14 protein-coding genes and 1 pseudogene are annotated in these 15,628 nt (G+C 63.5%); 11 read left to right on the top strand and 4 right to left on the bottom strand.

What is annotated here, in order from left to right:
• Nucleotides 1-83 precede the first annotated feature (83 nt).
• Nucleotides 84-704: pseudogene (locus ACZ9AQ_RS22660) on the top strand (ribonuclease HI family protein); the annotation flags it as partial.
• A gap of 42 nt (nt 705-746) precedes the next feature.
• Nucleotides 747-1,409, top strand: a complete 663-nt coding sequence (locus ACZ9AQ_RS22655; RefSeq protein WP_429206944.1) for an HD domain-containing protein — start codon at nt 747-749, stop codon at nt 1,407-1,409.
• A gap of 190 nt (nt 1,410-1,599) precedes the next feature.
• Here the strand turns inward: ACZ9AQ_RS22655 and ACZ9AQ_RS22650 are convergent, their stop codons facing one another.
• On the bottom strand, nt 1,600-3,354 hold the full coding sequence (locus tag ACZ9AQ_RS22650) for a patatin-like phospholipase family protein (protein ID WP_429206932.1): 1,755 nt from the start codon (nt 3,352-3,354) through the stop codon (nt 1,600-1,602).
• Nucleotides 3,355-3,747: 393 nt separating this feature from the next.
• On the opposite strand from ACZ9AQ_RS22650, the gene ACZ9AQ_RS22645 reads away from it, so the two are divergent.
• Both ACZ9AQ_RS22645 and ACZ9AQ_RS22640 read left to right on the top strand, forming a co-directional pair.
• Entirely contained in the window at nt 3,748-4,989 is a 1,242-nt protein-coding gene (locus ACZ9AQ_RS22645) for an MFS transporter (protein WP_429206933.1), read from the top strand.
• Between the two features lie 26 nt (nt 4,990-5,015).
• Nucleotides 5,016-5,177, top strand: coding sequence for an EamA family transporter (locus ACZ9AQ_RS22640; RefSeq protein WP_429206934.1), 162 nt, complete (start codon nt 5,016-5,018; stop codon nt 5,175-5,177).
• A gap of 25 nt (nt 5,178-5,202) precedes the next feature.
• On the opposite strand, the gene ACZ9AQ_RS22635 is transcribed toward ACZ9AQ_RS22640, so the two are convergent.
• Complete coding sequence (locus tag ACZ9AQ_RS22635; RefSeq protein WP_429206935.1) at nt 5,203-7,371, bottom strand: TonB-dependent receptor plug domain-containing protein; 2,169 nt, start codon at nt 7,369-7,371, stop codon at nt 5,203-5,205.
• A gap of 349 nt (nt 7,372-7,720) precedes the next feature.
• On the opposite strand from ACZ9AQ_RS22635, the gene asd reads away from it, so the two are divergent.
• On the top strand, nt 7,721-8,533 hold the full coding sequence (gene asd, locus ACZ9AQ_RS22630; protein WP_429206936.1) for an archaetidylserine decarboxylase: 813 nt from the start codon (nt 7,721-7,723) through the stop codon (nt 8,531-8,533).
• Here asd and ACZ9AQ_RS22625 read toward each other — a convergent pair.
• Entirely contained in the window at nt 8,517-9,488 is a 972-nt protein-coding gene (locus ACZ9AQ_RS22625; RefSeq protein WP_429206937.1) for a LysR family transcriptional regulator, read from the bottom strand. The two genes, asd and ACZ9AQ_RS22625, sit on opposite strands and share 17 nt — an antisense overlap.
• A gap of 110 nt (nt 9,489-9,598) precedes the next feature.
• Between ACZ9AQ_RS22625 and ACZ9AQ_RS22620 the strand changes: the two genes are divergently transcribed.
• The 3 genes from ACZ9AQ_RS22620 to ACZ9AQ_RS22610 all read left to right on the top strand — a co-directional run bounded on the left by ACZ9AQ_RS22620 (nt 9,599) and on the right by ACZ9AQ_RS22610 (nt 11,681).
• Nucleotides 9,599-10,195 (top strand): FMN-dependent NADH-azoreductase, encoded by a 597-nt coding sequence (locus tag ACZ9AQ_RS22620; RefSeq protein ID WP_429206938.1) that lies wholly within the window; start codon nt 9,599-9,601, stop codon nt 10,193-10,195.
• 40 nt (nt 10,196-10,235) lie between these two features.
• Entirely contained in the window at nt 10,236-11,105 is an 870-nt protein-coding gene (locus ACZ9AQ_RS22615) for a pirin family protein (RefSeq protein WP_429206939.1), read from the top strand.
• Between the two features lie 105 nt (nt 11,106-11,210).
• Complete coding sequence (locus tag ACZ9AQ_RS22610) at nt 11,211-11,681, top strand: hypothetical protein (protein WP_005670010.1); 471 nt, start codon at nt 11,211-11,213, stop codon at nt 11,679-11,681.
• Nucleotides 11,682-11,763: 82 nt separating this feature from the next.
• Here the strand turns inward: ACZ9AQ_RS22610 and ACZ9AQ_RS22605 are convergent, their stop codons facing one another.
• A complete protein-coding gene (locus tag ACZ9AQ_RS22605; RefSeq protein ID WP_429206940.1) occupies nt 11,764-12,438 on the bottom strand; it encodes a hypothetical protein in 675 nt (224 codons plus the stop codon).
• A gap of 572 nt (nt 12,439-13,010) precedes the next feature.
• Here ACZ9AQ_RS22605 and ACZ9AQ_RS22600 point away from each other — a divergent pair.
• The 3 genes from ACZ9AQ_RS22600 (at nt 13,011) to ACZ9AQ_RS22590 (ending at nt 15,461) form a co-directional block, all read left to right on the top strand.
• Nucleotides 13,011-13,979 (top strand): succinylglutamate desuccinylase/aspartoacylase family protein, encoded by a 969-nt coding sequence (locus ACZ9AQ_RS22600; RefSeq protein ID WP_429206941.1) that lies wholly within the window; start codon nt 13,011-13,013, stop codon nt 13,977-13,979.
• A 111-nt stretch (nt 13,980-14,090) separates the two neighbouring features.
• Nucleotides 14,091-14,387, top strand: coding sequence for an ArsR/SmtB family transcription factor (locus ACZ9AQ_RS22595; protein WP_429206942.1), 297 nt, complete (start codon nt 14,091-14,093; stop codon nt 14,385-14,387).
• Between the two features lie 9 nt (nt 14,388-14,396).
• Nucleotides 14,397-15,461, top strand: a complete 1,065-nt coding sequence (locus ACZ9AQ_RS22590) for an alkene reductase (RefSeq protein ID WP_429206943.1) — start codon at nt 14,397-14,399, stop codon at nt 15,459-15,461.
• The last annotated feature ends 167 nt before the right edge of the window (nt 15,462-15,628 follow it).

Genomic DNA, 15,628 nt, shown 5'->3' with positions numbered 1-15,628 from the left:
TCTCCTGTGGTTGAGTTCAACAGGATGAGTGTTTCAAAAGTCTTAACACCTGTCAACAATCGCGAATCGGTTATGCTCTCGCCATGATCGATCCCGCCACCCTGCAAGCCGCCGCCTTCAAGGCCGAGCTGTCCGCCGCCCGGCGCCTGGCGGCGCACACCGGCATGCCGGAGGCTGACGCGCTGGAACGGATCCTGCTGCTCAGCGCCGGCAGCGCCGGCCTGGCCAGCCTGCTGTCCGCGCGCCAGGCCCAGCGCCGGCACGCCGAATTGCAGGCCGCGCGGCGCCAGGCCAGCGTCGTCGCCGCGCGCACCCGCGGCGCCGGGCTCGACGCCAGCGCCTGGCGCGCCTGGTTCGACGGCTCGGCGCGGCCGAACCCGGGCCGCTGCGGCCTGGGCGCCGTGCTCGAAGGACCGGCCGGCCAGCGCTGCGAACTGTCCGTCGACGGCGGCCATGGCAACAGCAGCGAAGCCGAATACCGCGCCCTGAACGCCGTGCTGCGCGCGGCCATCGACCATGGCGCGACCGACCTGCTGGTGCTGGGCGACAGCCAGGTCGTGATCGACGACGTGCACGCCCCCGATGGCGCCAACGCGGCGGCCCTGGGCCTGCTGCGCAGCGAGGCGCTGGCCCTGCTGGCCCGGCTGCCGCAGGCGCGGCTGCGCTGGATTCCGCGCCACAAGAATGCCCGAGCCGACGCGCTGTCGCAGCGCGCCGTGCCGCCTATCACACTGGAACCTAGCCACATGACCGCAACGAGCAATACCGATCTCGCCGGCTGGCGCACCAGGCTGGCCGCGATGGCCGCCAGCAGCGCCGACACCGACGGCGCCCACGACGGCGCCCATCTCGACCGCGTGTGGCGCACCGCGCAGGCGCTACTGGAACACCATCCCGATGCCGACCGCCTGGTGGTGCTGGCCGCCTCCTACCTGCACGACCTGGTCAACCTGCCGAAGAACGACCCCGAACGCGACCAGGCGTCCCGCCGCTCGGCGCGGCTGGCGCGCCACCAGCTGGCCCAGCTCGGCTTCCCGCCCGAAAAACTGGATGCCGTGGCGCACGCGATCGAGGCCCACAGCTTTTCGGCGGCGATTCCCGCCGAGACCATCGAAGCGAAGATCGTGCAAGATGCCGACCGCATGGACGGCCTCGGCCTGGTGGGTCTGGCCCGGATGTTCTATATCGCCGGACGCATGGAAAGCGGATTGGCCCATCCCAGCGATCCGCTGGGCGTAGAGCGCGACTACGATGACCGCCGTTACGCGCTGGACCACATCATGGTCAAGCTGTGCAAGCTGCCGGACATGATGCAGACCACGGCAGGGCGCGATTTAGGGCGCCAGAGGCTCGCTAAAATACTCGCATTTAGAAAGGATTTTTCAGCCGAATGGAACGCATCGGCGTGAATTATCTCGCTTAGGGGCACGTCGAAAAACCTGCTGCGCGTTGCATTTTCGGTCTGCGATGCTCGCTGTACTCTAGTACAGCTGCGCTTCGCGACCGAAACTGCTGCCGCTCGCGACGGTTTTTCGAAGGGCCCTTAAGGGAAGCCGTCGGCCGCTTTCGCCGCTCAATCGCTTGGTGACTTATACCCAGTCAGCGGCAATTAACCTCGTTGGTTTCAAGTCCGAGTGAAGTCCGAGGCCCGACGAATTCCACGGTGCTGGTCAGTTGAGAAGTCCATAAGTGCGGAGTCACATATCTACCGCATTTGTCGCTGACGTCCAGTCCATGCATCTGCATCCATGAACACACAGAATGCCTTGAAGCATAATCTTCCAGCACCAATGCATCCGCAGCCTTGTGCAATGCCGAGCGCAGAAAGTCGGCTGAACATTTTTTGGGGCCTTCCAAGCGAAAACTCGTACCGATTTGAGAAACCAGGGCATCGTGCAGACCACGCTGAAATGCCAGCGTATCATCCGGCTTTATTCTCTTCGGCAATTCTTCCGCGGTAATGGGCTGTTCGAACACTGGTAGTGCCTCAAGCCCTCCCAGGTTGATATGCCACACCGCGCAGCGCATTTGGTATCTAGGGATCTCTTCCGCTGCCGCAATTTTGGATGGGAGATCAACGGCATAGTAATTTGGGTGAATCGCGGCCTGCGGCTGAACTCGACGTGCGGCTTGAATTTTCTGACTTAGGACCGGAGCATCGAAATAGACAAACTGGTTCCCCCTGAGCCCAAATGATCCGCCGTCGTCCAGACCAAGATAGCCGAGCAAGTCATTCCGCCGCACTCCGAGCATGGCATTGATTGCATCGAAGAAATTCAGATCTACTAAGTGTCCGGTGACCCCGCGCAAATCTGATTTACTCAAATAGCGGGTTGGCACTCCTCGTGCGTAAGCGTCGACCACGATTAGCAAGCAGTCACCCTGGCGTTCGATTTTTTCGTCTCTGTTCAAATCACTCGCTCGGAACGCCCTATGTGTTCCCGCTAGTTTGAGCAGGGATTCAATTCCGAGGTTGTCGGTAGGTCCTCCATCGATCAGGTGTGTGTAGCGCACACCGCCCTCGAGCTGAAATCCAGGTGCGACCGAACTGGAAAAGTAGTTTTTTAATGCAAGAGTATTAAATACTCCTGGGAATGCAGCCGAAGTCATTACTGCTCGTGAAATTGGAACCTTCTTAAGATCGGAGTTAATCTGATTAAAGTCAGCCACTCCAAAAGTAAAACGCTTTGAAAATCCAAGTTCCGTCGCGTTTGCGAGCCAAATTGGTGCGCTGCCAGGGATGAACGTACCAAGATCCCCATAGGTACGGCCGCCAAAAACGTGTGTATCAAATACCTCTGCCATAACATCACTACGATTCTTGTTGGTTACCGATGTTGAAACCAAGCTACCAAAGCCAATGTTACGCTTGAGCCACGGGGCTAAATAATCAGCAGCCATCAAATCATGTGCATGACTCCAATTTATGTCGCTCCCTTTCAAGGCATAATATGCGCCGGCTAGCCCCCCGCCCGACGTCGTAGAAATAGCAGAAACATGTTTCAGAATTCCCAGCTGATCAAGCCGTTCCAGGACTGCCATCCCGAACACCGCTGCACGACTGCCTCCGCCCGAAATTGATACCCCTACAAACGTGGCAGGAATGTCTGAATCCTCAGAAGAAAACACTTGGCGTGCCCGAGGCACATTCTGGTTCGGAAAAGGAAGATCGACTCCAGTGCCATCAATCTTGTCGCGGCACGCTTTCTGAATATTTCCAGGCGCCAGAATGAGCACGACGGGCTTTGTACCCGATTGACATAACGGTTCATTACGAACAAACGATTCAGACTTGCTTGCACAGCCAGCAAGTACCACGAGCGTAAAGATGGGAAGAAAGATAGAGCTCTTCATAATGTCTCTCCGAACAGCCACCAAGGACGGATTGGCACAGGTCTGCTCTGGCTGAAAGTACTGATTTGTGAGCTTGCTAACTTCACACGATGGTAACGAATTGATGAGAATAAAGTCAAGCGAGATTTTTTTAACATGAACACCACGATCCGAGAATTCGAGTTGCGTGTCGAATTAGATGTGGTGCTAATCAAAAAAAAGGCCGGGATTGACTATAGGAAATTTCTAGAATAAGGCGCCAAGGTTTTCCTCTTGAAGGCCGGTTGACGAGTTACGCTGCCAGCTCGGACGCAGGCTTTCTATTTCGACGCGATAGATGGGCCAAGCCAGGCTACCTACTCAACCACTTTATTGCAATGTTAAGATAAGCCACCCGTATTGACCGAGGTGTCTATGACCAGTTCGACCGCCTTACCGCAACCCGTCGCTCGGCTCAATTTCGTCCTCGTCTGCATCTTCATCGACATGCTCGGCATCGGCCTGATCGTCCCGGTCCTGCCGCTGCTGCTCGACCAGTTCGTCGATGGGCCGGACAAGCGGGCCTTGTGGTACGGGGTGCTGGCGGCGACCTTCGGGATCGTGCAATTCCTGTTCATGCCGGCGCTCGGCGCGCTCAGCGACCGCATCGGCCGCCGTCCGGTGCTGCTGTACTCGATGGCCGGCATGTGCCTGAACTTCCTGATCACCGCCTGGGCGCCCAGCCTGGCCTGGCTGTTCGTGGGCCGCATCATCGGCGGCATGTCCTCGGCCAGCATGTCGGTCGCCGCGGCCTACGCGTCCGACATCTCGACCCGCGAGAACCGCGCCAAGGCGTTCGGCAAGATCGGCGCGGCATTCGGCCTGGGTTTCATCTGCGGCCCGATGCTGGGCGGCGTCCTCGGCGACGCCGACCTGCACCTGCCGTTCTACGTCGCGGCCGCGCTGTCGGCCGCCAATTTCGTCTACGGTTTCTTCCTGGTGCCCGAGTCGCTCCCGGCCGAGCGCCGCGAGCCGTTCAAGCTGGCGCGCCTGAATCCCCTCACGGCCCTGCTGCGCCTGGCGCGGCGCGAGGACATCCGCGGCCTGGTGGTCGTCATCACCTTGTCGACCTTCGCCCAGATGATGCTGCAGTCGACCTGGGTGCTGTACACCACCTTCCGCTTCGACTGGACCCCGCGCGACAACGGCGTCGCCCTGTTCTGCGTCGGCCTCGGTTCGGTCGTGGTCCAGGCCGGGCTGCTCGGCATCCTGATCCGGCGCTTCGGCGAGGTGCGACTGGCGCTGCTGGCCCTCGCCTCCGGCATGCTGACCTTCCTCGCCTACGGCCTGGCCACCCAGGGCTGGATGTTGTACGTCTTCATCCTGGCCAACGTGCTGGCCTACGCCACCAATCCGGCGCTGCAGGGCATCGTATCGAAATCGTCGCCGCCCGAGCAGCAGGGCGAGCTGATGGGCTCCCTGCAGTCGATCGGCAGCCTGGGGGTGATCTTCACGCCGCTGCTCGGCACCGCCATCCTGGGCGCGGTCAGTCACCTGCCCCCTGGCGACTGGCGCGTCGGCAGCAGCTTCTTCGTGTGCGCGGCGATGCAGGCGGTGGCCTTGTTCGTGGCTTGGCGCTACTTCCGCAGCCATCAATATGCCGGCGTGAAGGCCTGAGCCGTGCCGGCATGGCGCTGTGGGCGATGACCCGGGCCCCCGTCGCGGTGGTCGCCGCCCTGCGCGAAACCTCGATCGTGTTCGCCACCGCGATCGCGGTGTTCGTGCTGCGCGAGCGCGCCACCCGCGCCCGGATCTGCGGCGCCGCCCTGGCGGCGCTGGGCGCGGTGGCGGTGCGGCTGGTCTGAGTCGGGTTCGACAGTTCAACCGCAGTCAGAATTTCAGCTCATAGTTCGCCTGGATGCGCACCGCGCCCGGATAATGGAAGCGGCGCTTCTCGACGCCGGCGACCGGATCGGCGTAGGTCACTTCGAAGCCCGAGTCCTCGTGCGCGAGGTTCGATATCGACAACCGAACCTGCCGTTTCGGGTCGAAGCGCCACGCCGCATAGGCTTCGAGGTCGGTGCGCGCTTCCGAGTAGTAACCGCGGTTGGCCGTCACCGTCACCTGCCCGTTACGCGTGAAGGCGGCGCTGCCGCCCAGCGCCAACGCTCCCGCCTTGTAGTCCAGACCGACGTTGGCCGACAACGGCGTCTGCCGCTCCAGCCGGTTGTCGGGGCCCGGGACTGATTTCACGCGCGCCCAATGACGGCTCACGCCAGCGCGCACATCGATCGCCGGCGCTTGCGCGAACAGCGACGCAAGGGGGAACCTGGTTTCCAGTTCAAGCGTGCGGACCTCGGCGCGGCCGTCGTTCACCGGCGTAAAGATCCAGCGGTAGCCGTCGAAGTAGATGCGGTTGCTGGTGTAGTCCTCGATGCGGCGCAGCGATGTGCGCAGCGTGACCATCGCGTTCTCGGCCCAATAGTGTTCGTAACCGGCATCCACGCCCCAGGCCAGTTCGGGCTTGAGCGCCGGATTGCCCTGGAAATCGGCCTCGGTAGCGCTGTTGTTTTCCCAAACCTGGCGGCGCGGCAGCAGGTTCCACAGGTCCGGCGCCTTGTAGGTGCGGGTCACCGCAAAGCGCAGCTGATCGCCTTTGCGTTCCGGGATCTTCCACAAGGTCTGCAGGATCGGGCTCCAGACGTTGGAGCTGCTGCGGGTCGATGCGAAGGAGTCGCCCGAGGCGCGGATACGGATGCCCTCCCAACGCATGCCCAGGTACATCGACCACTGCGGCGTGATGTTCCACTCATCCTGGACGTACACCGCCATGCGCGCCACGCGCGCCTCGAACGTTTCGTCGAGCGGCAGGTCGGGCGGAAAGACGCGGATCGCGTCGCGCTCGCGCCGCATCTCGTCGCGCCAGCCGATCCCGCCGTCCCAGCCAGCCGCGATGGCGTGGCCATTCTCCAGCTTGCGCATGTACTTGCCGGTCGAATTGGCGCCGCGATCGCGCCAGCCGGAATCGACCCGGCCGTCGGTCACGGGCACGCCAAGGCGATCGGCGCCCTGGCGCAAGATCGTGTTGTCGGCATTCTCGCCGCTGAACCCCAGTTTGGTTTCCAGGGTCGCGCCGGAATCGAGTTCGGTGGTCCATTTCAGGTCGGTGCGCAGGTCTTCGGCGTCGGCCCGCATCCGCGTGTGCTGGTCGGGGACCGGGGGAGGCAGGCCGATATCGGTCGCGATCGACAAATGGGTGCGATTGCGGAAGCGATTGACGTTGATGAAGGTCTCGACACTGATCGTGTCGCCATCCGCCAGCGTCCACTCGAAACGCGGGGTCAGGTTCATCCTGCGCATGCGGCCCTCTTCCGGCGCGCTCGTCATGCGCATCAGGTCGACCGCGCCGCCTGGCGCGACCGTCTCTTCGAAGATGCTCCAGGCGCGGTCGTAGCGTTCCGCTGTCGCGTCGCCGGCGAGCGACCACGCGAAACCCTCGCCGCGTTCGCTCAGCTGCAACGCCGCATTCGGGCCCCTGAACTGCGACGACTGCAGCATCCCCAGCTTGAGCTGGCGCTCGCGTTCCTTCGCCACGCGACGCAGCACGATGTTGACGGTGCCGGCCACCGACTGGGTCGACAGGTCGGCGGTGGCGGCGCGCAGCACCTCGATGCGTTCGATGACGTCGGGCGACAGGGAATCGAAGTCGAAACCGCCCGGTGGGCGCTCGCCGTTGATCAGGATTTGCGTGTAACCCGCTCCTAGTCCGCGCATCCGGATCGTGCCGCCCCGTGCCTGGTTGGTGTCGACCGTCACGCCCGGCACCCGCTTGAGGACGTCGAGCACCGAGCGGTCGCCATACCGGCCCAGTTCCTCGCGCCCGATCACGGTGCGGGTCGCCGTGTCGTCGCGGCGCGGGTCGTAGCTGGCGCTGCTGCCCTTGACTTCCACTCGAGAGACCGGTACGGCGGGTTCTTCCTGCTGTGCGCACGTGGGGCCGGCAAAGGCCGCCAGCATCAGGAGGGAAGCGGGACGGCGGGATCGGCTCGGCGTTCTCACAGGGATATCTCCTCGTTATTGGGTATGTATGGAGGAAATATATGCCCTTCATTGGCAATATGTAAACATGTAAATGGTAGTTTATTCTTCTAACATAAAGAACTGTGAATTTCCTTATCCTAGCAACCTTGAGTTCCATTTAAAAGCATGTCACCCAGCGTTCGCCACTGCGCTACCACCTGGAGTACACTCGGGCATGCCTTGACATGGAAATGTCGTTTCCATTCGGCACTTTCGCTGTAGCACGCCCGCTGTGGTAAGGCCGCTATAATGCGCACTTTTCGAAGAAAGGCGATCGCCCGTGTCCCGCATAAAAGTCTTGCCGCAATACGTCATGCCGAAGCAGGCGATGACCAACTTAGCCGGCCGCGTCGCCGGCCACAAGGGCGGGTCGATGACGACCGGCCTGATCCGTTGGTTCGTGGGCAAGTACGGCGTCGACATGAGCGAAGCGGCCAACCCGGACATCGCCAGCTACCCCAGCTTCAACGAATTCTTCACCCGTCCGCTGCGCGACGGCGTGCGTCCGCTGGCGGACAGCGACTATGTATGCCCGGTGGACGGCGCCATCAGCCAGCTCGGCGACATCGACGACCACCAGATCTTCCAGGCCAAGGGCCACAAGTTCACCACGAGCGAACTGGTCGGCGGCGACGCGGCGCTGGCCGCGCATTTCCAGCACGGCCACTTCGCCAACCTGTACCTGAGCCCCAAGGACTACCACCGCATCCACATGCCGTGCGATGGACGGCTGACGCGCATGATCTATGTGCCGGGCAAGCTGTTCTCGGTGAATCCGACCACGGCGCGCGGCGTGCCGGGCCTGTTCGCGCGCAACGAGCGCGTGGTGTGCGTGTTCGAGCACGACGAATTCGGGCCGTTCGTGATGACCCTGGTCGGGGCGACCATCGTCGGCAGCATGGCCACCGTCTGGCATGGCGTGGTCAATCCGCCGCGCATGCCGCGCATCTGCGAGTGGCACTACGAGCCGGGCCAGGTGACCCTGAAAAAAGGCGAGGAAATGGGCCGCTTCCTGCTCGGCTCGACCGTGGTGATGCTGTTCCAGCGCGGCGCCATCGCCTTCAACCCGGCCTGGGCGCCCGAGGGCAAGGTGCGCCTGGGCGAACCGATGGGCGAACACCCGGTCAGCCAGCCTCGCTAACGCCATCCTTCAGCGCGGCGCGCGCCTTGAACGCGGCCACCGCGGCATGCGGGCTGTGGCCCTTCTCGGTGCACGCCGATTCGATCATCTCCAGAAAGGCCCGGGTCTTGGCCGGCATGAGCTTACGGCTCGGGAATACCGCCCAGCCGTTCGCGCCGGGCATATCCCACTCCGGCAGCACCCGCACCAGCTCGCCCGTCTGCATATAGGGCTGGGCGAACATCGAGGAACTGAGCGCGATGCCCGCGCCGCGCGAGGCGATGCGCGCCAGCAGGTCGGGCGAATTGGCCGTCAGCCGCGCGTTCAGCGCACGCTCCCAGCGCACCTTCCCGCGCATCAAGGTCCACGGCGCGGCGCCGCCCGTGCGGCTCAGGATGCACAACACGTCGTGCGCGTCGAGATCGTCGGGATGCTCGGGAATGCCGCGCCGCGCCAGATAGCTGGGCGAAGCGTACAGGCCGGGCTGCTCGAGGGTGATCGGACGCGCGCTCAGGGTCGCATCGTCCGGAAGATCCCCCATGCGGATCGCGATGTCGAAGTTCTCCGCCACCAGGTCGACCCGGCGTGGCGTCAGGTCCATCTCGAGCCGGACCGCGGGATAGCGCTCCAGGAAGCGCGCGATCACTTCATAGAGGCCGCTGTTGGCGAAGTCGCCCGGCGCCGAGATGCGCAGCTTGCCGCTTGGTTCGCCCTGGCGGTGCTGGGCCAGCGCGCCGGCGGCGTCGACTTCGTCGGCCAGGCGGCGCGCATGCTCGTACAGGCTGGCGCCGAATTCGGTGACCACCAGCTTGCGGGTCGTGCGCTGCAGCAGGCGTTCGCCCAGCGTCGTCTCGAGGAGCGCCAGGCGCCGCGAGACGGTCGACTTGGGCAGGTGGACGCGCTCGGCGGCGCGGGTAAAGCTGCCCGACTCGACGATCCGCGCGAACAGCAGCAAGTCATTCGGTTCCACGTCCATGATTGTCCCATCAGCAGAATAATGTTATCCATTCTACTGGCTTCCAGATTGATTTTGGAATTGCTAAAGTGTCCCCATCGAAACTCTCCACCAACACGAAGGGGCTTACCATGAACATCCTGCACATCACCACCAGCGTTCGCGGCGACGCATCGGAATCGACCCGCGTCACCCAGCAGATCGTCGACAGGCTGACCGCCGCCAACCCGGGCGCGACCGTCGTGCGGCGCGACTTCGGCGCCCAGCCGCATCCGCTGCTGGACGGCGCCGCCGTTGGCGCCCTCTTCACCCCGCCTGAGCAGCGCAGCCCGGAACAGGCGGCGCGCGTGGCGCAGGACGATGCGCTGATCCTGGAAGCGCAGGCGGCCGACGTGATCGTGCTCGGCGCCCCGATGTACAACTTCGCGATGCCGGTGCAACTGAAAAGCTGGTTCGACGCGATCGCCCGCGCCGGCGTGACCTTCCGCTATACCGAGACCGGTCCGGAAGGCCTGCTCAAGAACAAGAAGGTGTACGTGGCCGCGGCCCGCGGCGGCGTGTACGACGAAAGCGCCGACCCGCAGGTGCCGCAGATGCGCGCGCTGCTGAACTTCCTCGGCCTGAACGACCACACCTTCATCTATTCGTCGGGCATGGCAATGGGACCGGAGGCCGTGGCCCAGGGCCAGGCCGCGGCCAACGCGGCCATCGAAGTGGCTTTGGCGTAATCTGTCGCCCGCCAGGCGGCGCAACCCACAGGAGAACAGCATGAACACCGCAGTTGCCACCACCCCCATCCAGAAAACGCGCGGCGTCGAGCGCATCATCAACGGCCAGTTCGTGATGGACGGCGCGGGCGTGAAGATCAACCGCGTGCTGACCGGTCCCCTGCAGCGCCGCCTCGACCCGTTCCTGATGCTCGACGCCTTCGGCAGCGACAAGCCGGGCGACTATATCGCCGGCTTCCCGGAACACCCGCACCGCGGCTTCGAGACCATCACCTACATGCTGGCCGGGCGCATGCGCCACCGCGACAGCGCCGGCAATGAAGGCATGATCACCGATGGGGGCGTGCAGTGGATGACGGCCGGCCGCGGCGTGATCCACTCCGAGATGCCGGAGCAGAACGAGGGCCTGATGGAAGGCTTCCAGCTGTGGCTGAACCTGCCGGCCAGCGACAAGATGGTCGAACCCTGGTACCGCGACATCCCGCTCGAGGAGGTGCCGCGCTTGTCGCTGGACGACGGCGTGACGGTGCAGGTGATCGCCGGCGCCACCCACGGCGTGACCGGGGCCGTGCAGCGTGCGCATACCGAGCCGCTGTACCTCGACCTGGAGATCCCGGCCGGCGTGACGTTCGAGCAGCCGATTCCGGCCGGGCACAACGCCTTCGTCTACGTGTTCCGCGGCGAGGCGGTGATCGAGGGCAAAGGGGTCGGCCAGGCGCGCATGGCGATCCTCGACAATGCGCCCGGCGCCGACGGCGTGCGCATCAAGGCGGCTGCAAAGACCCGCCTGCTGGTGCTGGCCGGACGGCCGCTGAACGAACCGATCGCGCAGTATGGTCCGTTCGTGATGAATACCCAGGCCGAGCTGCAGCAGGCGGTGGAGGATTTCAGGGCCGGCAGGTTTGCCTGAACGAACGGCGGCAGGGCGCCCCCAACCGCCCTGCTGCCCCCCCTATGCGAGGTTCCCGGCCATGCGCTACACTCGCGGGATGACACAAGCGCAAGACATCTCGTAATGGCACTGCTGGACACCCTCGGCGACCTGTGGTCGCGCGCAAGCCGGGCCATGGGCCTGGAAAACGCCGACCGCTTCCCGCCCGGCCACGCCTATCCGCACACCCGCTGGAACAAGGCGTATTTCGACATCCCGTCCGACTACAAGGCCGACCGGATGGAAAGCATCGTCTGCGCCGCGATCGCCAACACGCCCTATGTGTTCGGCGAGATCCGCAATCCCACCCCGCGCATGCAGCGCGCGCTGCTGTCCATCATCGAATCGCGCCTGCGCCGCGCCGATGCGCCCGCCGACCTGGTACACCTGTTGATCAAGGCTTACCGCCAGCCGCATACGCCGGACATCGTGCCGGGGCTGCGCGCCGCCATCGCCGCCAACGCCCAGTACGACGCCAATATCCAGGCGCATGCGGTGCTGGCCTACCTGGGCGACGCGCCGGCAGGGTTCGGGGTCATCGAGGCGCAGGGCTGAGTCTTGCCGACCGCTGGACAACTGTCGCACCAATGATTTGGAAGAGGCGCAGGTAGAAGTAAGGGATATTGCGACCCCACGTTCAGAAATATGGCTTGAAAGCGACGGCCAGTTCGGGAGTCAATCGATCGGACGTGACGCGTTGTTTCTTGAACTCGGCCCGCAAGCGACTCTCGCCTCCAATCGCGCAAACAAGCCTGGCCTTTGCATCACGAGCAAGCCGTTCCAGTACCGGCTTGGGAATCTGCTCGAAATCCCTGACTTCGAACACCTCGCGCGCCGGATCGCCGCCACAATCCTTTCCTTTTACGACATAGATGCCGCCTTGATCCGGTTGATGATATCGCAGCTCGCCAGGGCCTGGATGCCGTCGCTCGAAGTAGCCGCTAACCAGATAATAAGTCGCCTCACCGCTCTTGACGGCGCCGAATATCCACTGGCGTCCGGTCCAGGTCTCGTTGTCCGCCATCTGCACGCACGCGGCGCGGATCTGTTCCGGTAATGGCTCCAATTTTCCATCTGCAAATTCTACTTTCAGACCGAACACTGGCTCGACAAGATATTTCGGTGGATGAGCATACTCGGCTGCGCTGGCGGTGAGGCTCGCCACCGCGACAGCGATGGCTGCAAAAAGTTTTTTAGTAGCGATACACGGCATATGCAGGCCTTTGCTTTCTGTATCCGGGACCAGCCCAGAAATCTCTTTGGATATGGTCTGATATCCAGTTTCGACCGTCGAATCCAGCGATATGCCCAAATGGTCGCCAGCCAACGCACGGCTGCATGACCATGATGTCGCCACGCCTGAAACCGAAACCGTCAGGATTTGTCACCGCGACAGGATGGAACCCCAACCGGAGCAACACCGGGCCGTAATCCTTAGCCGAACCAACGTACGGAGGTTTGATGTCTGCCCCGGCTGCCTGAAGAGCACGTCGGACATATTCTCCACATTTTCCTTGTCCGAATGGTGGCAAAGCGTGAAGGCGAAGATGGTGACAAAAGCTTTCGAGATCGACTGACATAACCCGCTCTGACGTAGACGCCCTATGAAATTCCTGCCTAGCCGATGGTGAACCGGGACCTTTCCGAGCGAACGCAGGAGCAAGATGTCATTGTGGCGAACGACCGATAAGGAGACTTGGCAAAAGTCAATTTAAGGCCATCAAGGGACTGGGCTGTCGACGTCTGTCTGGTTTCGCCCGCCGTTCGGGCAAGGCGAGCGGCAGGAACGGAGAGCCTGTGCCCCGCCGGCAGCCTCGCCATTCTCACCGTGCCCACGTTTACCGATAGAATACCGCCACCTTTTCTTTCCCAGCCACGCTACCTATGACTTCCGCCCGCAACTTTCAATTCAAATCCATCAACTACACCGGCCTCGCAGCCGGCCCACGCGTCATCATCATGGGCGCGACCCATGGCAACGAAGTGTGCGGCACCAAGGCGATCCAGCGGGTCATGGAAGAAATCGACAGCGGCGTCCTGCACATCGCGGCGGGCAGCGTCACCTTCGTCCCGATCGTCAATCCGCTGGCCTATGCCCAGAACACCCGCAACGGCGAGCGCAACCTGAACCGCGACCTGTTCCCGAAAGAGACGCCGCTGGACTTCGAGGACCAGGTGGCCAACTGGCTGTGCCCCCTGCTCGGCCAGCACGACGTGCTGCTCGACCTGCATTCCTTCGCCGCCACCGGCGAGCCGTTCGTGATGGTCGGGCCGCTCGACAACGACGGCGCGCTGCAGCCGTTCCGCCACGCCGCCAAGGAGCGCGCCTGGGCGCGCCGCCTGGGCGTGCGCCGCTTCGTCGACGGCTGGCTGGCCACCTATGGCGATGGCGTGCAGCGGCGCAGCCGCAGCGCCGACGAGCTGGAAACCGTGCTGCGCTACGGCGTCGGCACCACCGAGTACATGCGCAGTACCGGCGGCTACGCGCTGACCCTCGAATGCGGCCAGCACGACGATCCGGCCGCGCCCGACGTCGCCTACCGCGCCATCATGAATACCTTGGCCCACCTGGGGCTGATCGCCGCGCCCGATCCGGAGCCGGTCGCCTTCGAGGAAATGGAAGCGCTGTCGATGGTCGTGGTGCACGACAAGCTGCACGCCGACGACCGCTTCGTGCGCCCTTGGAAGAGCTTCGACCCGGTGAGCGAAGGTGAACTGATCGGCCACCGCGCCGACGGCACGCCGGTGGTGGCCGAGTTCGGCGGCCGCATCCTGTTCCCGGCCGCGAACGCCGCCGCCAATACCGAGTGGTACTACCTCACCCGCCCGAACACGACCTTCGGCCGCGAGTAAGCCACCGCGGCCGCCCTGGACTGGACGATTCGGAACAGCGCCAGCAAACATTTCTTGAATATCGTAAGATGACGATATTCGGATCGAAAAAATCCGATAAAAGGAAAGCCCATGGACATCGACGCGATCCACAAGGCCCTGGCCAACCCGGTGCGGCGCCAGATCCTGCAGTGGCTCAAGGAGCCGCGGCAGCACTTCATCGAGCAGGAACACCCGCTCGAGATGGGAGTGTGCTGCAAGCTGATCGACAAGAAAGCCGGCCTGTCGCAATCGACGGTGTCGGCCCACCTGGCCACGCTGCAGCGCGCCGGCCTCGTGAGCACGCGTCGCGTCGGCCAATGGATTTTCATCCAACGGAACGAGGAGGCGATCCAGGCCTTTCTCGCACAACTGAACGACGGACTTTAGGACTACCCGATGACTACAATGTTTGACCCGATCAAAGTGGGCGCCCTCGAATGGCCGAACCGCATCGTCATGGCGCCGCTGACCCGCTCGCGCGCCGATGGCGGCGCACGCGTGCCGAACGCGCTGATGGCCGAATACTATGTGCAGCGCGCTTCGGCCGGGCTGATCCTGTCCGAAGCGACGTCGGTGACCCCGATGGGCGTGGGCTATGCCGATACGCCCGGCATCTGGTCCGACGAACAGGTCGAAGGCTGGAAGATCGTCACCGAGGCCGTGCACAAGGCCGGTGGCCGCATCTTCTTGCAGTTGTGGCACGTCGGCCGCATCTCCGATCCGTCCTTCCTGGATGGCGAACTGCCGGTCGCGCCGTCGGCGATCCAGCCGGATGGCCACGTGAGCCTGCTGCGTCCGAAGCGCCCCTACGCCACCCCGCGCGCGCTCGAACTCGATGAAATCGCCGGCATCGTCGCCGCCTACCGCAAGGGCGCCGAAAACGCCAAGAAGGCCGGCTTCGACGGCGTCGAAGTCCATGGCGCCAACGGCTACCTGCTCGACCAGTTCCTGCAGGATTCCACCAACAAGCGTACCGACGCCTATGGCGGCCCGATCGAGAACCGCGCGCGCCTGATGCTGGAAGTGACCGACGCCTGCATCGAGGTCTGGGGCGCCGACCGCGTCGGCATGCACCTGGCCCCGGCGCGCGATTCGCACGACATGGGCGATTCGACGCCGGCGGAGACCTTCGGCTACGTGGCGCGCGAGCTGGGCAAGCGCAAGATCGCCTTCATCTTCACCCGCGAAGGGCAAGGACCGGACGCGCTGGGCCCGATGATCAAGAAGCAGTTCGGCGGCGTCTGGATCGCCAACCAGCAGCTCACCCGCGAAAAGGCCGAGGAACTGGTCGCCAGCGGCACCGCCGACGCGGTGGCGTGGGGCCAGCTGTTCATCGCCAACCCGGACCTGCCCAAGCGCCTGCAACTGAAGGCGCCGCTCAACGAACCGAATACCGAGACCTTCTACCATCCGGGCGCGGTCGGCTATACCGACTACCCGGCGCTGAACAAGGCCGCCTGATTTTTCGTTTTCGCCGCCGCTTCGCTGCCCTGTCGCCGGCGAAGCGCGGCGCCTCTTTCGACGGGACCGCAATGAACTGACCCCGTAAAGTTGGACGGTTGGTCTCAGTGAAGTGCCGAGGGCTGGGTTCTGTATTGAACAGGACTCAGCCCTTTTAGCTTCATCTT

It is taken from the genome of Massilia sp. UYP34 (assembly GCF_056279385.1).
The sequence above is the reverse complement of the archived record's forward strand: the minus strand, read 5'-3'. Positions and strand labels throughout refer to the sequence as shown.